Source organism: Acinetobacter sp. Tol 5 (genome assembly GCF_019702905.1).
Taxonomy (GTDB): Bacteria; Pseudomonadota; Gammaproteobacteria; order Pseudomonadales; family Moraxellaceae; genus Acinetobacter; species Acinetobacter bereziniae.
In genome coordinates this window covers 1,974,269-1,994,078 of record NZ_AP024708.1, presented here as the reverse complement: position 1 = coordinate 1,994,078, position 19,810 = coordinate 1,974,269, and the positions used below count along the sequence as shown (strand labels likewise).

Here is a 19,810-nt window from a genome sequence, read left to right as displayed (position 1 = left end):
ATAAGGAAGCATTATGAATTTCAAACCATTCTCTATTTATTCATTTAAAACACCATTACTCGTATTGATCACCTTGCTCTACTCAAGTGTCAACTATGCTGAAGTCGAAATCGATAATCATGATGAAAGTGAAAACGTGATGGATGATTCCACATTAAAGGCAAATTCAACCTTACAAAGCTTAAAAAATTTAGATAAACAGCAGCAATATCAAACACCTTTTGTTCAAGACTTGGAAAATAACCAAAAAGTCAGAACTTTATTCGTTTCGACCACGGACCTCCCGATCGTCGATATTCAACTGACATTCAATGCAGGTTCTTCTCAAGATCAAGCATTGGGACAGGGCTTATTTGGTATGTCGAATATGGCTGCCAAACTGATTACAGAAGGTACAGATCAATATTCTGCAAAAGAAATCGCCTCAACCTTTGAAGGCTTAGGTGCACAATTCAATGTAACCGCATATCGAGATATGTTTGTCGTAAGATTACGCGTATTGTCAGATCCGGAAAAATTAAATCCAGCTGTCAATATGATGTTACATGTACTCAATCATGCCCAGTTTAATCCATCTGGTTTAAATCTTATCCTCAACAATACCAAAGTTGGGCAAAAACAAATTCAAGAAAATCCAAGCAGAATGATGAACATCCGTTTTTATCGCGCACTCTATGGACAACATCCTTATGCTGAACCCACTGTTGGCACCAACGGCAGTTTAAAAAAAATTACGCCAGAGCTACTACGTTCATTTAGACAAAAATTACTTGTCGCTCAAAATATGAATATTGCCATTACAGGGAATCTAACTGCTGCTGATGCGACTCAACTTGCCAATACCATTAGCCAAAATATGACGCAAGGTGAAGCAGCTGAAGTATTACCAGAACCGCAAGAACAACATGATTTTAATATTCATTACATTCCATTTAATTCTACACAAGCCAATGTCATGATGGGGCATCTAGGTGTAAAACGAAGTGATCCTGATCGAATAGCTTTAGAAGTGGCTAACCAAATGTTTGGCGGTAGTGGTTTTAATTCAGTACTTATGAAAGAACTTCGCGTCAAACGTGGCTATACCTACGGCGCATATAGCACCTTAGCGACCACTTTAGCACAAGGCTTTTTTAGCTTGAACTATGCAACTGAACAAAATCAATTGATGGACAGTATTCAAGTTGCACATCAAGCATTGCGTGATTTTGTCAAAAAACCTGTACAAAAGAAGCAACTTGAGGAAACCAAAGAAGGGATGCTACGTTCCTTTCCAATGACCTTTAGTTCAAATGCTAATATTAATGCACAGATTGCATCAATTGGATTTTATCAACTGCCTGCCGATTATTTAGCCCAATATCAGAAACAATTGAGTCAAATTACCGTCAAGCAGGTTCAAACAGCAATCCAAAAGCATCTCCGCGCGGATCGTCTCACTTTGGTTGTTGTTGCACCTACACTGGATCAACAAGCACTTAAACAAATGCTGAAAGATGATATAGGTGCCAATCCTCAAATCCAATCAGGTCAAACTCACGAAATAAAGAAAAACCCAATGCCAGATATCCCAGCATTGATCATCAAAAAAACCATTCGCCCTCAAGAGGAGTCTTTTAAATAGCTTTTGAGGATTATTCAGTATCAGTGATATCCACAGCAGGATATTCTCTAACACGCTGATGTTCAAAGTGATAAGCTCGCAACAAACGCAGATAATCAGCAACACTGATTTGATCCTGATGTTGTAATTGTTTAGCTATATTTTGGGTTTGAGGATAAGCGGCTTGTTGGGAATATTGAATCACATATTGATATTGTTCTGGGCCTATTGGACGCAATAGGGCCAATGTTGCAAAAACAATCATCAGTGCGATGATCACAACAACAAAAGAATTCAAGATTTTTTCCACAGGAAATGAACAGCATAATTTTTGAAAATAATCTTTGATTTTTTGCATGAACTACCTCTAATTACAGATAGTTTATCATTCTGAATATAAAAATATAGCGCTTTTTGAGCGACATCTGAACAACACTGCAAAGATCGATGTTTAGTCTTTGCTCTATGACAAGATGAGTTGACTCCCAGAACATGCAATATGACCTTTTACCCTCTCAACTGCTCCATGACTAATATACATGTAAAGCCCTCTTCTATTTTAGAAAAGGGCTTGAGATCAATTCAGATAAAGCTGTTAATAAGTTCAAGACACAACAATCAAAGAATGGTTGCGCGTAAGAATGCAAAATATAGAATGATTGCAATAATTGCTAAAGCTATACATACAGCAAAAATACTTACACCGCCTTCAGCATGTGCAGGATGTAGATCGTCATCATCAGCGAGACGTCTTAATTCCCCATCATAAACATGGTAAAAGTTCTTTTTTTGCACTGGGTCTAAATTTCTGGTATAATCGTAAACACGTTTTCGTTGGGCTAAACAATAATCACCAAGATGAATTTCTTGATGATAAATTGCTTCATCCAATTGCCGACGATGATACTGAGCTAATTCAACAATCTGAGACTCAGCAGCGGGTACATCAAAAGTAAAGCCATCTATCGTGTTTGTCATTTTTGCTCTCCCTTTGTCTTAATTCTCATATTGATTTTAATAAATATTATTTCTGTTTAATGTTTAATCATGTAATCTTATTTTCGTCAAGTGTAGATTTCAAATTACTTGACAAGTAACGCAAACTGTAATATTAGTTTAATAAAGTTAAGTTAGATTAGTTAAGTATAAGCTCCGATGGGGAGCTATGTTAAAAGATCATAATTACAATAAGGAGTTACCTATGATTCACCAAATCTCTCATCAAGACTTAGAACATGTATATGCGGATGCTGTAAACACAATCCAATGTGAAATGAACTTTGTAGAAGCAGTAAAAGCATTAGAAGATGCAGCAAAAGCTGGACATGGTAAAGCAGCAATGTTTCTTGCAGAACTTTACTACCAAGGTTTCCGCGTAGAACGTGATTCTTTAAAAGCGCAGTACTGGCAAAAGATGGCCACGATGCAAGCATAAGCAAACGTCACCTAGGTGGCGTTTTTTAATGCCTGAAGATTTTTTGATTAATAAATACTTACGCATTTGATACAATTTTTATTGTTTTAATAAATGCTTACGATTCACTATAAAGTACACACAGTTCTTAAATGTATTTCTATTACAATAACACTGGTACATAAACAGACTATCGACTATGAAGAAGTATATCCACCTCCAACCAATATCGAACGAATTGTTTATTAAAATTTCTATTCTAAAATCACTGATGTATTGTGGTGTACTTTGGGGGCTTTACCATGAAGGATGGGCAATGAAATCAGCTTCAGAAGAAGTCTACTTCCCATTTTGGCTCAATGCGGTTCAAGCACATCAGTATGCCAAGATTCACTGGCCTCACTATACACCCCGCAAAATAACACCAAAAGACTTTAGAGAATCCTTATTGCCGACGCTTACCCGCTTGAACATCATGCCTGCATTATTTAATTCTTCATCTCGGAAATTCAAACTATCAACCACTCAAATGGATCATTTCTTTTTTCACAATACCGCTCAATTTCAAACGGCGTAAAGAACAAGCAGTATATTTTGATGTTTTCAAAATGTTGTAAAAAATAAACTTTATATTTTGTGACTGTAGAGTATTTGCAAAGTTAGAAAATACAGTTAATTTAAAGAGGTGCAGATTGATCAGCACCAAAGAAAAGGAAGAATAATTATGACGACAGTAGCACAAGTCATCCAAGATAAAATTGGTCACGAAATTTACACGATTTCCCCCTCTGCCACTGTATTAGAAGCCATTACACTTATGGCAAACAAAGGTATTGGTGCTGTCGTAGTCACAGAAGACACCAAAGTTGTCGGCATTCTTTCTGAGCGTGACTATACGCGTAAAATTGCCCTTATGCAGCGTACTTCAGATCATACAACTGTTGCTGAGATTATGACCTCCAAAGTTATATCTGTAACACGCAGCCATACTGTCGAGCAGTGTTTAGGTCTAATGACCAATGGTCATTTACGTCACTTACCGGTAATTGAAGCAGAAAAATTAGTTGGTTTTGTATCTATTGGTGATCTTGTTAAAGCCACGATGGAAGATCAAAGAAAATTAATTGAACAATTACAACAATATATTTCAGGTTAAGAAAAAGATTGATATAGCCCTTCAAATGGAGGGCTATATGATCAATAGCTATAAATCATAATGAATATTTCAATCATTTTTCAAATTTCTAGATAGTAAAAATAATCACCTGCTTTTAACTGATGATCTTCATTTAATACTGGAATAAAACAATTACATTCTTTAAAGAAATTCAGCATATCAGGACGTTCATTTTCTACATTGATTATTTTAATTTCTGGAATCTCTTTGGTCACAATTCTATACCTTTCATCATAAGCCGTACGTGATACATAAGCCCATAAAATTTTGTATTTATATTCTCGGTCAATATCAAAACTATAATCATGGGATAATACTCCTACTTTCCATTCAGGTAAAAATGGTTTTCGGTACATCCGTTGCAATATTGTTGGCTTTACCAGTAAATGCATATTTACAATGATGTCAAGAATATAACCTGAGATATAGCCCATCAACGCTTTATCTTCATACTTCATCGTCCTTTGGACAATTAAACGTCCTTGTTCATTGTAGAATTTTACCTCTTCTCGGCATACTGGGTTTCTTAAATCACCTGAAAATAATCTGAAATGATTGCCAGACGATTGAATTTTTTGATTATATTCACCTTGAGAATATAGTCTTCTTAACTCATTCAGAGATCTAAACAAACCCAATTGATTGAAAAAACGATGATCTGCTAAACCGCACGCAACAATATAATCATAGTTTTGGGTCACCTGCTGAATATTGTTTAAATAAGTTTCAAAACTAGTCGCAATGCTGTCATCCGTAGTTTTTTTATCTAGCGGGACATTCTTGAATGGTTTTATTTTAATTACTTCAAAATCAAAACCCCAACTTTGCATGCAATCTTGAATATATTCCATTTCAAAATTTTTATTCAAATTTTCGAGGTCATAATCTACACATAGCACAGCAAATCTTAATTTTTTATAAACCTTTATTTCACTTATGCCAGCCTGTCTTAATAAGGCTTTTTTGGAATTTGTAATAATATCATCTTTTTTTAAAACTAAATCTTTCTCTTGGTAGTCAGCCCCAATATTGACAATGCCCGTTCCTTTTTTTATATCAGCCAACACATCTCCTTTTTCAGGACTAAGATAAGCTGCTCTAAACCAAGGTAAATGTTGTTCTAAGGGTATCACCGTATTTGCTATATCTCCTATTTTCATATATGGAGCTATATCAGATAGGAATGTGTTTGTCTGTTTAATTGCAAATGGATTTTCCCCATTCATTAAATTTCGAAAGAAATGTATCGTTTCGATTTCTTTATACTGTTCTACAGTAGTAATATCATCTTGAATATTCAAAAACTTCCCATAAATTGCTGATAATCCTACAGTCGGATGTGCTGAATTAGCATAAATATCTTCTGCAAGCTTTCTACCTAAACAATTTTTTAAGGAAATTTTTTCTGTTAAATTTGAAATAGGCATGACTTGAGCAATATGCTCTTGCTGCCATAAATTATAATTTATATATTTACGGTTTCTGATTTCCAATGTAATAACTCAACAATGTTATAAAATTAAGCGATGATGCTTCAATGATTTTTATTAAAAATATGCTATTTGATATAATTTACATATCAAATAAATTATGCTAATGGCGTCGTTTAAACTCTTTTTCTCCAATAAAGTTCAATAATTTCATTATGATAACAGATAAATAAAAAACCCAGCCGAAGCCAGGTTTTAGATTGTTGAATTTTAAATCAGTTGAGATTTAACTTGCCAGCAACATAGTCTGCATCTTTATCACCACGCCCAGAAAGATTGACCACAATTTTGATTTCTTTCGATAATTTCGGTGCTTCACGAATTGCCCAAGCCACAGCATGTGAACTTTCCAATGCCGGTACAATACCTTCTACACGGGACAGCATCATAAATGCATCTAAACATTCTTGGTCAGTCGCAGTTGAATATTCCACACGTCCCAAATCTTTCAAAAAGCTATGTTGTGGTCCAACACCAGGATAATCCAAACCTGATGCAATCGAATGCACAGGCAACGGCTCACCCTGCTCATTTTCAAGTACATAGCAAGCCATACCATGAATTTGACTTGGCTTTCCTAAAGTCAATGTTGCTGAATGCTGTTGAGTATCCAAACCATGACCAGCAGGTTCCACACCAACCAGTTTAACCTCTGCATCATTTAAAAATGCCGTAAATGCGCCAATTGCATTTGAACCGCCACCTACACAGGCAACCACATAATCGGGTTGAGCACCAAAACGATCTTGTGCTTGAACTTTAATTTCATTGCCAATAATAGATTGGAAATCACGTACCATTTTTGGAAATGGGTGTGGACCAACCACAGAACCAATCGCATAAATAAAGTTTTGTGGATCTTTTAAATATTCATCAAATGCGCTATCTACCGCATCTTTCAATGTTGCCGTACCTTGCGTAACTGAAACCAATTTAGCGCCTAAAATTTTCATTTTGACAACATTTGGGTGCTCTTTTTCAATATCGACTTGTCCCATATGAATTTCACATGGAATCCCTACAAGTGCACAAGCAGTCGCCAAGGCTACACCATGCTGACCCGCACCCGTTTCTGCAATCACTTTGGTTTTACCCATATACTTGGCAAGTAAAGCCTCACCTAAGCAATGGTTAATTTTATGTGCGCCAGTGTGATTTAAATCTTCACGCTTTAAATAAATTTGTGCACCGCCCAATTGCTCAGAAAGGCGTTTGGCATAAAATAAAGGGCTTGGGCGACCAACATAATTGGCAAATAAATCCGCTAACTCATTCTGAAATTCAGCAGTTTGACGAATTTCTTCATAAGCAATGTTGATTTCGTCCATTGCCGCTTTTAAATGTGGTGGAATAAATTGACCACCATATTCACCAAAAAATCCTTGTTCATTTGGCAGTGCAATACCATTAATTTGATGATCCATATCTATCCCTCATTAAAATATAAGCCGTTGAATGAGTGGGTCTATTGACAGTTATGCAATATTTTCGACTCAATGTTTTAACTCATACACGGCACAACTTACGAAATTGAATTATTCTAAATGATAAAAATATTATTTCACAAGGCAACAAGCCCATAGTAGAACCATTTTAGTCTTCACTATACTTGATGCTACAAGCTCGACCTTGCGTTATTCTGGCTCAGCCTATGGCTAAAATTATCTTAGACGATCATAGGCATCGACATGAAATTTAAAAATAGCTTCACTATTGTTGTATTTCATGTCTCACGCCATATACATCTCATGCGCAATTTTAGCCTACTTCAGAAGCTATTTTTTTACCAACCCAAAAAACAAACTAGACCTTGATACGATCCCAAATTTATCGTGACAAATACTTGGTCATATCCTCGATGCCTTTAAGGGTCATTGGAAACATATTGTCCTCAAATATCTGCTTAATCAAGGCAATGGTTTGCGTGTAGTGCCAGTAATTCTGTTCTTCTGGATTCAGCCACGCTGTTTTTTCAAAATGATTGCGTAAGCGACGTAACCATACGTCACCAGCTTCATCATTCATATATTCAACGGAACCGCCCACCGATTTTAATTCATAGGGTGCCATACTGGCATCACCAACAACAATTACACGATAGTCTTTACCATAGGTATTAAACAAATCCCATGTGTTCATTCGTGTAGAAGAACGGCGATGATTATCTTTCCAAACGTAATCATATAAACAATTATGAAAATAAAAATATTCTAAAGTTTTAAATTCTGTTTTTGCTGCACTGAATAATTTTTCACATTGTGCAATATGAGCGTCCATCGAGCCACCCACATCAAATAGCATCAAAACTTTAATACGATTACGCCGTTCAGGGACCATTTGTACATCTAAAATGCCCTGCTTGGCAGTTTCATAAATAGTACTGTTGATATCCAATTCTTCAGCAGCACCCTGACGAGCAAACTTACGCAACCGACGTAAAGCCATTTGCATTTGCCGTGTACCTAAAATTTGCTCATCATCCAAATTTTGGTATTTACGCTGCTCCCATACTTTGACTGCTGAGTTTTTGCGGCTTGGTCCACCAATTCGAACACCTTCTGGGTGGTCACCATAGGCACCAAATGGAGAAGTACCTCCAGTACCCACCATTCGATTACCACCTTGATGCTTTTTATGTTGTTCACGTAAACGTTCTTCCAACATTTTCATCAATTCTTCAAGCGAACCTGCTTTCATTAATTCAGCACGTTGCTCAGGTGTCAGATGCTTTTCAAGTAGCTCTAAATCAAACCAATCCTTTGGCAGTTTTTGAACTTTGCTGAGCAAATCATCAATATCAAAGGTGTGAATTCCTTCAAAATAATCTTTCATGGCACGATCATATTTATCAAAGAAGCGCTCATCTTTGACCATGACCGTTTTCACCAATTGATAGAAATCATCTTGATCAGCAAACACCAAGCCCTCACTCACCGCTTGGTTGAGATCAATCAATTCACGGGTAGATACAGGTACACCATATTTTCTGAGGGTATAAAATAATCGCACAAACATATGGCGATCTCCTCATTAACGACGTGACATAAAGGCTAAACGTTCAAGCAATTGAACATCCTGCTCATTCTTAATCAATGCGCCATACAAGGGTGGAATTGCTTTCGCTTTATCATGATTACGCAAAACATCTTCTGGCATATCATCTGCCATGAGTAAACTCAACCAATCAATCAATTCAGACGTTGAGGGTGGTTTTTTTAAGCCTGGAACTTGGCGCAATTTAAAGAAGACTTGCAAAGCTTCAGAAACCAGAGTTCCAGAAATATTGGGAAAATGTACTGCAATAATTTCACGCATGGTCGCTTCATCAGGGAATTCAATATAATGGAAGAAACAACGACGTAAAAAGGCATCAGGAAGTTCTTTTTCATTATTTGAAGTGATGATCACGATAGGACGCTGCGTAGCAGTGATCGTTTCACCTGTTTCATAAACAAAAAAAGACATCTTGTCTAATTCATGCAACAAGTCATTCGGAAACTCGATGTCTGCTTTATCAATTTCATCAATTAATAATACACAACGTGATTCACTGGTAAACGCTTCCCACAACTTTCCGGGCTTAATATAGTTTTTGATGTCATAGACACGGTCATCACCCAACTGACTGTCACGTAACCGTGACACAGCATCGTACTCATATAAGCCTTGCTGTGCTTTTGTTGTCGATTTAATGTGCCATGTAATCAGTTTAAGTCCTAAGCTTTCAGCAACCTGTTCTGCCAGTAAAGTTTTACCTGTCCCAGGTTCACCTTTAACCAGTAGTGGTTTTTGAAGTGCGCGAGCAGCCTTTACGGCTAATTTTAAACTATCAGTTGCGATATACTGTTCAGTACCAGTGAATTGTTGAGCATCAACAGACATAGATTACCTTTATTTTTTATTTAAAGTGGTGAAATATTTTTAGCGACGGCGTTGGCTTGCGTATTTTTATTGGTTTTGTATTTAGACCAAAAAAATCCGATGATTAATCCCAGCCCCATCACAAATGCAATCAAGGCAATGTTTGACCAAATCAATGCAGAATCTTTGGTTAAAATACCAAATAACAAGCCAAATATTGCAGGTGCAATTGCTGAGTTCGGTCCTTCAGAAATGGTGGGCGTTGCAAGAACTGCAAATACAATAATCCATGTGATCCCACCAAGTGGTGATGGCAATCGTTTTGAAATCGAATACCAGCACCATAAAATTAAGAGCGTCCCAAGAATATAGACAGAAATTGCAATATTATCTTCTGGGATCGAATCCAATAGATCTAAAAAACTTGTCCATATTCCTGATAACTGATCAAGCACCGCGTAATCCCTCTGGTTCTGCCGCATTAGGATTAATTAAACCTTCTGGCGGCATTTGAATAAAGAAGCCTTTCGTCGTCAGTGAATCAATCACATGTAAAACATTTACTCGTGCTAATTTTCTTGATTCATTAAGTTCAAGGTGCATGACATGCGTTGCACGACCAAAAGCAATACGTACAGGTTCAGATAGTACATCTAAAGGATCTGCACTTTCGTCATGGTCTGGATGATTAGGACGAGCCACATAAAGATACATTTCATCTTTCTTGCTCGATTTATAAATATCACAATGCATTTTAAACAACAGCTTCTATAAAACTTATGTGACAGCATACATGAAAAAAACGACAGATACATTATCGAAATTTAACGTATCAGTCGTTATTTATGATCATTTGTGAAATCTTTGAGTAAAAATAAAGCATCACATATCATGACACAGCATTCACAGATCTTGTTGAAAAGCTAAGCAAACAGACCATCAAAACATGACATCAAGTTATTCATTCACTTTCATTTGCATACTTAAATAGTGAACATCGGCATGTAATAACTGAATCAGTGGTTGCGTCAATTGTTCATAACGCCAACCCAGTAGATAGCGTGGTAAATCTTGTTCTTTGCCTTGAAACACCACATGATGATACAAAGCATTCAACCACTTTTTACGCATGAGTACTTCTTTAGGGACTTGCATATCCAATGAAATTTGTGAAATTAACTCATCAACTTCAACTGTGATCCCTTGCGAGGAGTGTTTAATTGGTCGTGCAATTCGTAATGGCCACTCATCCATCTCTGGTAAAAATTTTAATAAGTCTAAAATGGTTTTACCGTGCTCACGAACAATATTAGGTCGAATGCCCTTTACATTAGACAATTGAAAGTTATTCTTCGGATTAACTTCAACCAAATCAATCATCGTGGCATTTTTAAGAATAAAACTGCGGGGTTGATTCAGTGCCTTGACCATTTCTTCGCGCCACACACACAATTGTTGTAATTGCATCAATTGTTTGCGCGAATGACGATAGTTACCAATATCACTATACAACTTTTCTTTTGGTGTTTCTGAAGCAATTTCAAAGGTAAGATTTTGACAATCTTCCAATACTTGTTGATATAAGTTCTTCTGTTCCAACTGAGCTTTAACTTTTTCAGCCAATCTCATAATGTATAGAACATCATTTGCAGCATAATTCATCTGCTCAGTGGTCAAAGGACGAGCTAACCAATCTGAACGGGTCTGATCTTTATCAATCTCAATGTCTAATATCAGTTTTAAGGCATTTTGATAACTGACCTGTAAGCCATGTCCTAGGAAAGATAACGCCACTTGCGTATCAAACACATTCTCAAGATTCTTTTTATCGGCATAATGATAGATTAAATCAATATCCTCACCACAAGCATGAAAAATATTTTGCTGCGCTTGAAAAAGTCGATGCCAGAACTGATCTAAATTGAGCGTGGTACCATCGAGTAAAAACACTTGACCATTGACATTGATTTGAAATACACCGAGTTTAGGCCAAAATGTATCAACCTTGATAAATTCAGTGTCTAGACCATATGTTGATGTGTGTTGCATTAAATTCAACACAGATTCAAGTTCAGTCTGTTGATTAATAAATTGGAACATGTCAGTTTAAGTCAAAATGTTACATTCAAATGAAATATGATTTTACCTTAATATATAAAATTTAAATATAATATTTTTGAACTAATTTGAGATAAATGTCTTATTTTTCAATAAAATTATTTTTAAAATATCCATTTTATATATAGGTTTTAGAACTTAATGAATTAATCCTTTAGAAAAATAACGAATCATAGACTGACCGTTCTATCTAAGGGAGTTTACCTAATTTTTCTCAAAGTTATGTAAATAATTTTAAATAAAATCGAGTTTGTTTATCTTTTAAACACCTTAAATTCAAAATAAAGTGACTGAAAATAAACAAACCCAACATCTGTTGAAGACAAAAAGTATTATTTCATCCGCATACGATTGTGTACTGCTTGACTCAATGTATGGCTATCCACATATTCCAGCTCACCGCCTTGTGGAACACCTTGAGCAATTCTTGTCATCTGTAGTGAAAGATGTTTGGTTGCTTCAACAAGATAATGTGCTGTCGCTTGCCCTTCTACAGTTGCATTGGTTGCTAAAATCACTTCAGTAATATTGCCATCACTCAAACGTTGTACCAAGTAAGGTATACCAATTTCTTCTGGACCAATTCCATCTAAAGGCGATAAATGACCACCCAATACATGATATTTTCCACGAAAACTTCCGCTTTGTTCAATTGCCATAACATCAGCTGGAGATTCGACTACACAAAGCAGTTGATCATCACGATCATTCGAACAACAAATATCACAAACTTCATTTTCTGTCAGAGAGTGGCAAATACTACATTCATGAATAAAAGAAGTCGCTTCATTTAACGCATGCGCCAAACCAATCGCGCCTTCTTTGTTTTTCATAATCAGATGTAATGCCATGCGTTGAGCCGACTTTGGTCCAACACTTGGTAAGATCCGTAACGCTTGTACAAGCTGATCAAAACGGTCGCTAAACACCTAAGATTCCTTAGAACAAACCTGAAAGACCAGGCGGTAGACCCATTCCTGAATTAGCTTCTTTCATGGTTGCTTCTGAAATAGCCTCTGCTTGACGTGCAGCATCATTCATTGCAGCTGCAATCAAATCCTCGATCATTTCTGGATCATCTTGTAATAAATCTGGGCTGATTTCGATACGCTTAACAACATTACGGCAAGTCATCGTTACTTTGACTAAACCACCACCCGCTTCTGCTTGAACTTCAGTTTGAGCAAGTTTTTCTTTAGCTTTCTTAACATTACTTTCCATGTCTTTTTGCATGCGCTGTGCTTGTTGCATCAACATATTAATGTTCATAAGGTACTCCGAACAAAAGTCTTTAAATAAATTTTTGTCTTGCACACATTGGCTATTTTTTTCAAAAATCACAAATGGGTGCAAGACTGTATTTGAGCAATGACGCTTATCTTAAATTAAATCTAATCCATGAGAAAGGTCGCGAATAATATCATTGACGTCTTCCAAACCAACAGACAGACGAATTAAACCTTCACGAATGCCCGCTGCAGCTTTTGCTTCAGGCGAAAGCTTACCATGTGTTGTTGTTGCAGGATGAGTAATGGTCGATTTGGCGTCGCCCAAGTTGCCAGTAATTGAAATAAATTGGGTGTGATCAATGACTTTCCAAGCCCCTTCTCGCTCACCTTTCACCTCAAATGAAACAATCCCACCAAAGCCTGTTTGCTGTTTTGCCGCCAACTCATGACCAACATGCTCGGGCAATCCAGCAAAGTAAACTTTTTCCACTTTCGGGTGTTTAACCAACCATTCAGCAATGATCTGTGCACTTTCAGAGTGCGCCTTCATACGCAGTCGTAGCGTCTCTAAACCTTTTAAAAACACCCAAGCATTGAAAGGACTCATCGACGGTCCTGTCGTTCTTACATAACCAAATACCTCTTCTAGAAGTTTGTGACTACCAACAACAGCACCACCTAATGCGCGACCTTGACCATCCAAATATTTAGTTGCTGAATAAATCACTAAGTCCGCACCAAATTGTAGAGGACGTTGCAAGATTGGCGTACAGAAACTATTGTCAATCGCCAACAAAGCATCATTTGCATGTGCCAAATCAGATAAGGCTTGAATATCAGCTACTTCTGCCAATGGATTGGATGGCGATTCAACAAAAAGTAATTTTGTTTCAGGGCGAACAGCTGCTTGCCATGCGCTTAGATCGGTCAAATCAACAAAAGTCACGGCAACATTAAATTTAGCAACATACTTTTCAAACAACGCGACTGTTGAACCAAAAACAGCGCGTGAACAGATCACATGATCGCCAGCTTTCAAGAAAGACATCGCTACAGCCATAATCGCTGCCATACCTGAACTTGTTGCCACAGCACGTTCACCACCTTCAAGAGCAGCTAAACGCTTTTCAAACATCGTAACCGTCGGATTGGTAAAACGTGAATAAATATTGCCTGGCTCTGCACCTGAGAATTTTGCTGCTGCTTCAGCTGCATTTTCATAAACGAATGATGAAGTCAGAAAAATCGGTTCTCCATGTTCCCCTTCAAAACTACGAGTATGACCTGTACGAATCGCTAAGGTGTCAAGTTGGTATTCAATGTCGTCGTGCTGGCTCATTTCAACTGCTCAGTCCTAAAACTGCCTTTGTAAAATATTGCCAACATTTTGAGCGTCCTATGTATTTAAGGTCAAGGTAAAATCGCAAATTATCACATACACTTCGCATAAATCTGTATAAAAATGAGACAAACATCGCTTATGACCCAAGTATCAGCCAAGTTCCAAGCAAGGAAAGCCAAGTTAAAAAATTTGACGACACGGATTTTCAATGGCAAGTCACTGGTTTTATCTCAAAGTACACCTTATGAAGTCATTGCAGAGCATCATCAAACCAAAGTACGTTACTATGCTGCGCCAGAAAAAAAGTTTAAAGAACCTTTGGTTTTTACCGCACCGTTGTCGATTAATATGGCGATCTATGATCTATATCCGTATCGCTCATTAATCAAATATTTTACAGAACAAGGCTTTGATGTTTATTTATTGGATTGGGGAAAATTAAGCTATCAAGATCGTGACTTAAACTTCCTTTACTTTATCGACGAATCCATGCCTTTATGTATCGACAAGATCCGAGAGCATTCACAAAGTGATCAAATTTCACTGCATGGGTGGAGTATGGCTGGAATTTTTGTATTACTATACAGTGCTTTACGTCAGCCCAATCATGTAAAAAATCTCATTGTACTCGCCAGTCCTATCGACAGTTATGCTTCTGGTGGAATTGGAAAACTGTATCAACGTATCAATGGTCTGATTATCAAAAACCAAAAACTTAAAGATACACTTTATAAAGGAGGCTTACCGAGAAAACTGATCCATACTCCTGGTTTACTAAATGCGATTGGATTTAAAATTCTTGATCCCAAAGGCTGGTATGAAGGTCACAAACAATTATTACTCAATTTAGATGATCGAGCACTTTTACATGAGCATGCTACACTGGGAAATTTTCTCAATCATATGGTGGATTATCCTGGGGGTGTCAATCAAGATATGTTGTTTAATGTATGGCTTCAAAATCCACTAAAAAATGGTGTTATACAACTTAGCCGACATAAAATAGAACTTAAAAATATCAATTGTTCTTTGTTGGTGGGTGCTGGAAAAAGTGATCAAATGGTCACCGCCGATGCAGTTAAGCCTTTAATCGAATTGACAAATAGTAGCGATGTCACGTTTACTCTAATCCCTGGAGGACATTTAGGACTGATGTCTAGCCAAAAAAGTGCAGAAGAATTTTGGCCTACATTATCCAAATGGTTAGAACAACGATCGACTAAAAGTTAAGAGACAGTTATGAATACTACAGTTGCATTTATCGGTTTAGGTGCTATGGGCTATCGTATGGCAGCACATTTGCCTCAACATTTTGATACTGTTTATGTATGGAATCGAAATTTTGAAAAAGCCAAACAACATGCAACTGCGTTCGGCACTCAGGCGGTAGCTTTAGAACAGGCTGTTCAGGCTGATATAATTTTTTCATGCTTACCCACCAGTCAAGATGTTGATGATTTAATTCAGGGACTAAAAATTAAATCAGGTGCGATCTGGGTAGATTGCACCAGCGGTGTGCCTGATGCAGCACGTCAACAAGCATTACAGCTTAAACAACTTGATATTGAATTCTTGGATGCACCTGTAAGCGGACAAACCATTGGTGCTGAAAATGCCACACTCACCTTCATGGTGGGCGGATCGAATGATGCATTCCAACGCGCTTTGCCTGCAATGCAAGCAATGGGAAAACTAATTAAACATGTTGGCGATTCCGGTGCTGGATTTGCGGTTAAAGCTGTTAATAATATGATGATGGCAGTTCATTTATGTGCCGCCGCAGAAGGTTTCACCACACTCAAAGCGCATGGCGTAAATTTACATGAGGCATTAGATTGTATTAATGCTTCAAGCGGAAAAAGTGGTGTTACTGAATCAATCCTTCCGCAGCGTATTCTCAACAGAAGTTTTCCACTAACCTTTGGGCTACCTTTATTGGCAAAAGATACAGGAATTGCCATTGATTTAGTTCGCGAGGCGAAACTCTCTACACCAATTCTTGGTTTAACACAAAGCCTAATCCAAGCAGCAAACAGCCTTGCAACACCCGACAGTGACTTTTCAACTGCGGTAAAAATGTATGAATCATGGAGCAAAATTACATTAGATTAATTTTTCGTCATTGAATAATCACAACCAGCCCCTATAATCTAATCAAGTGACACACGATTATGTCAATTTTGAGGCAAACTCATGAACAAATATTTTATTGCTACACTGTCTGCTTTATCCATTTTTGTGGGCACACAAGCTTTCGCAGATAATGCACAAGAATGCAAAAAATTGCAGGATGATTACAATGTGATTTATGCATCAAAAGGTTTCTGTTTTAAAGATCCTGAGGCAAAGGCAAAATATAATAATGACAATTGTTATACAAGTAAGCCTAAATTTACTGAAAAAGAGCAACAAAAACTTGACTCTATCAAGGAACGTCAGAAAGAATTGAATTGTAAATAATTACATTCATACATTTAAGGAAGTAAATATGGCTTATGATGATCAGAATATTTTTGCTCGAATTTTACGTGGCGAACTTCCAGCATTAAAAGTTTATGAAGATGATCATGTACTTGCATTTATGGATATCATGCCACAGGCAGATGGTCACACTTTAGTTATTCCAAAAACCAAAGCCATTACATTATTGGACTTAGAACCAGAAGCTGCTGCCTATACCATTAAAATTGTACAAAAAGTTGCTCAGGCAATTGAAAAAGCTTTAGATGCAAAAGGGATTGTTTTAATGCAACTCTCTGGCGCATCAGCTGGACAAACTGTGCCACACGTACACTTTCATCTTATTCCAAGCTCTGTACACGAATTAGGTCGTCATGCTGTACAAATGGGCGATCAAGAAAAAATTAAAGTATTGGCTGAAAAAATTAAGTCCGCACTGATATAAAATTTTTCTTTGTAAATGAGGCATTTATTGCCTCATTTTTTTTATCAAAATTACATCAATATAAAGTTTACGTCATCAAATTGTCATTTATTCTTCACTTATATGTAACAAAGTTTACAGATACTGCATGCAAGTTAGTAAGTCATGTTCAAAACAAGACTTACTGAGTAAAAAAAAGTAACAGCAAACTCGCATTGAACATGTTTTGGAGAAATCTCAATGAAAAAAGTGCTACTCGCTGCAGCAATCGCCACCCTTAGCATAAGCGCAGCTCAAGCAGCGCCAACATTGTATGGTAAGTTCAACGTAACTTTAGATCAAATCGATAATAATGGCTTTAAAGACGAAAGCGTAACCAAAGTAAACTCGAATGCTTCTCGTATTGGTGTAAAAGGTGAAGAAAAATTAACTGATAAATTATCTGCTGTATATTTAGCAGAATGGCAAATCAGTGCTGATGGTGACGGTGATGCATTCAGTAACCGTAACCGCTTTGTGGGGATTAAATCAGACGGCATTGCAACATTGAAAGTGGGTCAGTTTGATTCATACTTTAAAAATGCTGCAGGAAACAACCAAGATATTTTTAACGATCACAATGAACTTGATATGACTGCAATTTTGGTCGGTGAAGATCGTTTAAAGAATGTGATTGGTTTTGAAACTGATAAAAAATTATTGGCTGGTTTAGCTTTTAATATCATGTTCCAACAAGGTGAAGAATCTTCTGCATTAAACAACTCAGCAAAAGGTCAAAAAGGCAGCCGCGATGGGTTTGGTGATGGTATTTCAACATCACTTACTTATGACAACAAAGATTACGGTTTAGCAGCAGCAGTTGCAGGTAACTTCGGTGTAGCATCTAAATATAATGCTTACAACTCAGAATTAGGTAGCAACACAATTTATTCTGATGCGATTCGTGTTACAGGTTCTATCGACTTGAAACCAGCAGGTATCGATGGTTTAGTACTTGGTGCTTTATGGCAAACTGCTAAACCAACAGATGACACAGTTTCAACAACATCTGGTACAACAGTTACATCTTTTAAAGGCTTAAAAGAAAATGCATATGGCATCACTGCTGCTTATGTAATTCCATCTACGCCAATTAAATTGAAAGCTGAATATATTTCTGCAACAACTGAATTAGATGGTCGTGATGACCGTAAACAAGACTTATATGGTATTGGTGCAGACTACAACATCAACAAACAAGCTCGTTTCTACGGTGTAGTAGGTCAACAAAAGCGTGATTGGACTGCAACTTCAACACCAGAGAAGAAAAAAACAGTTATTGGTCTAGGTATGGAATACAACTTCTAATATCGAATCGAAGGTTTACATAAAAACGGCAAGTTTACTTGCCGTTTTTTTTACTAACACATTTTCTAAAAATCTCGAACCTTATCGAACCATACATTTACTATTTCTTGGTCTATATCAAATTTTGAGGCTTCAACAAGTTGCTGTACAGCAACTCCTGTATCTTCCCTTTCAACAGTTTCAATATTGGGTAATGTATTAATCATCTCTATAAGTTCAATAATTGATTCTTTCACATCTTGCTCATTCTGTGCTTTGGAGATTTTTTTTAAAGCAGATTTATATGCTTTGATCGCAATTTTTGCATTTTTGTTTTCCCAGTTTTCAAATGGAATTCCATATTCAGTGCTAAACCATATTGGACTTCTCAGTTTAGACACCGAAGAATAATCCAATTGTTTTTCTTTAGCTAAATGCTTTAATTGGGTATTTAATCTTTTCCCAGTTTTTTCATCAATATTCCATGCAATGAAAGAGCTTAAGTTTTCCCAAGTATTTAAAGCAGGAAAGCCTTCCAAATTTACTGCATAACGTATTCCAATACGTTCAAGTTGGTGAAGTTGTTTTAAACATGCTGTATTGGTTATATTCCCGGTTAAGTTCAAATTTTTCAAATTTGGAAACTGTAATAAGCTTTCACAATCAAAAGCCTGACCAATTGGTTTAACAATTACATCGAGTGAACTAATTTTTGCCAAGTCAGGAATAATTGGAAGATGGTACGCGGATACAGATTGATCTTTCTCAGTATTTGGTTCTATTCGAATATGATGAATTTCTTGCTTGGTCTTAATTTCAAAAAGCTCAATTTTTCCAGAGAGATGAAGTGAATATAAACCAATATTATTACTCTGATCCAAAGTCAATTTGATCAGATCATCATTACTTTTTATTGCAAGATTACGAATTTGGGCATCACTCAAATCAAGACACAACGAGCGAGAGGGTTGCCAAAAGAAATTTTCAATTACTCTCTTCTTCGACCACTCCACAAAACCAATATCATTTCCCCAATAGTAAAAAAATCTTGGCCAATCTCCATAAGGATGCAAATGCGCATTTTGTTGACCATGTGGCGTATAAAAGGTATTAAAGACATCCCAATCGATTACAGCATTTTCACCGACAAGAACATCAAACTTTTTCTTGTCCATGCCAATTCGCCCAATCGAGAAACTCCCTTGACCAGCAGGAATTTTGATTTGATGGCTATCCGTGCCTGTTAAAGAAATATAAATGGGAGTATCTCTGTCCATGTTCATCCATTATTTTTAAACTGCACTATTCATTTTTCAGCTAAAACTTGAGTACTGATGATTGTGCAAATAAGTATATAAACTCAATA

Annotated in this window: 22 protein-coding genes; 9 read left to right on the top strand and 13 right to left on the bottom strand. The window is 36.8% G+C overall.

The features are described from left to right. The first annotated feature begins 13 nt into the window (after window positions 1-13). Window positions 14-1,624, top strand: coding sequence for a M16 family metallopeptidase (locus TOL5_RS09235; RefSeq protein ID WP_042085600.1), 1,611 nt, complete (start codon window positions 14-16; stop codon window positions 1,622-1,624). Between the two features lie 10 nt (window positions 1,625-1,634). On the opposite strand, the gene TOL5_RS09230 is transcribed toward TOL5_RS09235, so the two are convergent. Next, window positions 1,635-1,961 carry a hypothetical protein gene (locus tag TOL5_RS09230; RefSeq protein ID WP_121775458.1) on the bottom strand — a complete coding sequence of 109 codons (327 nt, stop codon included), beginning with the start codon at window positions 1,959-1,961 and terminating at the stop codon, window positions 1,635-1,637. 260 nt (window positions 1,962-2,221) lie between these two features. Further along, the gene (locus tag TOL5_RS09225; RefSeq protein WP_004830396.1) at window positions 2,222-2,581 is read right to left on the bottom strand and encodes a hypothetical protein; all 360 of its coding nucleotides are present in this window, start codon (window positions 2,579-2,581) and stop codon (window positions 2,222-2,224) included. Window positions 2,582-2,804: 223 nt separating this feature from the next. Between TOL5_RS09225 and TOL5_RS09220 the strand changes: the two genes are divergently transcribed. The 3 genes from TOL5_RS09220 (at window position 2,805) to TOL5_RS09210 (ending at window position 4,173) form a co-directional block, all read left to right on the top strand. After that, entirely contained in the window at window positions 2,805-3,038 is a 234-nt protein-coding gene (locus tag TOL5_RS09220; RefSeq protein ID WP_004719607.1) for a hypothetical protein, read from the top strand. Window positions 3,039-3,216: 178 nt separating this feature from the next. Continuing rightward, the gene (locus TOL5_RS09215) at window positions 3,217-3,594 is read left to right on the top strand and encodes a DUF2750 domain-containing protein (RefSeq protein ID WP_004830394.1); all 378 of its coding nucleotides are present in this window, start codon (window positions 3,217-3,219) and stop codon (window positions 3,592-3,594) included. Between the two features lie 147 nt (window positions 3,595-3,741). Next, window positions 3,742-4,173, top strand: coding sequence for a CBS domain-containing protein (locus tag TOL5_RS09210; protein ID WP_121775457.1), 432 nt, complete (start codon window positions 3,742-3,744; stop codon window positions 4,171-4,173). Between the two features lie 80 nt (window positions 4,174-4,253). On the opposite strand, the gene TOL5_RS09205 is transcribed toward TOL5_RS09210, so the two are convergent. The 10 genes from TOL5_RS09205 to TOL5_RS09160 form a co-directional block, all read right to left on the bottom strand. Then, the gene (locus TOL5_RS09205; RefSeq protein WP_121775456.1) at window positions 4,254-5,687 is read right to left on the bottom strand and encodes a MoeA protein; all 1,434 of its coding nucleotides are present in this window, start codon (window positions 5,685-5,687) and stop codon (window positions 4,254-4,256) included. A 212-nt stretch (window positions 5,688-5,899) separates the two neighbouring features. Continuing rightward, complete coding sequence (gene trpB / locus TOL5_RS09200; RefSeq protein WP_046760820.1) at window positions 5,900-7,108, bottom strand: tryptophan synthase subunit beta; 1,209 nt, start codon at window positions 7,106-7,108, stop codon at window positions 5,900-5,902. A gap of 403 nt (window positions 7,109-7,511) precedes the next feature. After that, complete coding sequence (locus TOL5_RS09195; RefSeq protein ID WP_042085608.1) at window positions 7,512-8,699, bottom strand: vWA domain-containing protein; 1,188 nt, start codon at window positions 8,697-8,699, stop codon at window positions 7,512-7,514. A gap of 15 nt (window positions 8,700-8,714) precedes the next feature. Next, entirely contained in the window at window positions 8,715-9,566 is an 852-nt protein-coding gene (locus TOL5_RS09190; protein ID WP_009584783.1) for an AAA family ATPase, read from the bottom strand. A 20-nt stretch (window positions 9,567-9,586) separates the two neighbouring features. Continuing rightward, window positions 9,587-10,027 carry a hypothetical protein gene (locus TOL5_RS09185; RefSeq protein WP_042066816.1) on the bottom strand — a complete coding sequence of 147 codons (441 nt, stop codon included), beginning with the start codon at window positions 10,025-10,027 and terminating at the stop codon, window positions 9,587-9,589. Then, a complete protein-coding gene (locus TOL5_RS09180; protein WP_004830387.1) occupies window positions 9,993-10,298 on the bottom strand; it encodes a YcgL domain-containing protein in 306 nt (101 codons plus the stop codon). The genes TOL5_RS09185 and TOL5_RS09180 overlap by 35 nt, the downstream gene beginning before the upstream one ends. A gap of 204 nt (window positions 10,299-10,502) precedes the next feature. Next, window positions 10,503-11,645 carry a ribonuclease D gene (locus tag TOL5_RS09175; RefSeq protein WP_005032052.1) on the bottom strand — a complete coding sequence of 381 codons (1,143 nt, stop codon included), beginning with the start codon at window positions 11,643-11,645 and terminating at the stop codon, window positions 10,503-10,505. A 350-nt stretch (window positions 11,646-11,995) separates the two neighbouring features. Beyond that, the gene (gene recR / locus TOL5_RS09170) at window positions 11,996-12,592 is read right to left on the bottom strand and encodes a recombination mediator RecR (protein WP_004830384.1); all 597 of its coding nucleotides are present in this window, start codon (window positions 12,590-12,592) and stop codon (window positions 11,996-11,998) included. A 10-nt stretch (window positions 12,593-12,602) separates the two neighbouring features. Further along, window positions 12,603-12,932: a YbaB/EbfC family nucleoid-associated protein gene (locus TOL5_RS09165; protein ID WP_004830383.1), complete on the bottom strand. Its 330-nt coding sequence runs from the start codon at window positions 12,930-12,932 to the stop codon at window positions 12,603-12,605. 111 nt (window positions 12,933-13,043) lie between these two features. Beyond that, window positions 13,044-14,231 carry an O-succinylhomoserine sulfhydrylase gene (locus TOL5_RS09160; RefSeq protein WP_005032055.1) on the bottom strand — a complete coding sequence of 396 codons (1,188 nt, stop codon included), beginning with the start codon at window positions 14,229-14,231 and terminating at the stop codon, window positions 13,044-13,046. Between the two features lie 141 nt (window positions 14,232-14,372). Here TOL5_RS09160 and TOL5_RS09155 point away from each other — a divergent pair, with 141 nt between their 5' ends. The 5 genes from TOL5_RS09155 (at window position 14,373) to TOL5_RS09135 (ending at window position 18,465) form a co-directional block, all read left to right on the top strand. Next, a complete protein-coding gene (locus TOL5_RS09155) occupies window positions 14,373-15,464 on the top strand; it encodes an alpha/beta fold hydrolase (protein WP_121775760.1) in 1,092 nt (363 codons plus the stop codon). 9 nt (window positions 15,465-15,473) lie between these two features. Continuing rightward, window positions 15,474-16,346 carry an NAD(P)-dependent oxidoreductase gene (locus TOL5_RS09150; protein WP_004830380.1) on the top strand — a complete coding sequence of 291 codons (873 nt, stop codon included), beginning with the start codon at window positions 15,474-15,476 and terminating at the stop codon, window positions 16,344-16,346. Between the two features lie 81 nt (window positions 16,347-16,427). Further along, window positions 16,428-16,694, top strand: coding sequence for a YARHG domain-containing protein (locus tag TOL5_RS09145; RefSeq protein ID WP_004830378.1), 267 nt, complete (start codon window positions 16,428-16,430; stop codon window positions 16,692-16,694). A gap of 28 nt (window positions 16,695-16,722) precedes the next feature. Then, window positions 16,723-17,139, top strand: coding sequence for an HIT family protein (locus TOL5_RS09140; RefSeq protein WP_004830377.1), 417 nt, complete (start codon window positions 16,723-16,725; stop codon window positions 17,137-17,139). Between the two features lie 219 nt (window positions 17,140-17,358). Further along, a complete protein-coding gene (locus TOL5_RS09135; protein ID WP_004830376.1) occupies window positions 17,359-18,465 on the top strand; it encodes a porin in 1,107 nt (368 codons plus the stop codon). Window positions 18,466-18,530: 65 nt separating this feature from the next. On the opposite strand, the gene TOL5_RS09130 is transcribed toward TOL5_RS09135, so the two are convergent. Continuing rightward, a complete protein-coding gene (locus tag TOL5_RS09130; protein WP_121775758.1) occupies window positions 18,531-19,721 on the bottom strand; it encodes a hypothetical protein in 1,191 nt (396 codons plus the stop codon). Window positions 19,722-19,810 lie beyond the last annotated feature (89 nt).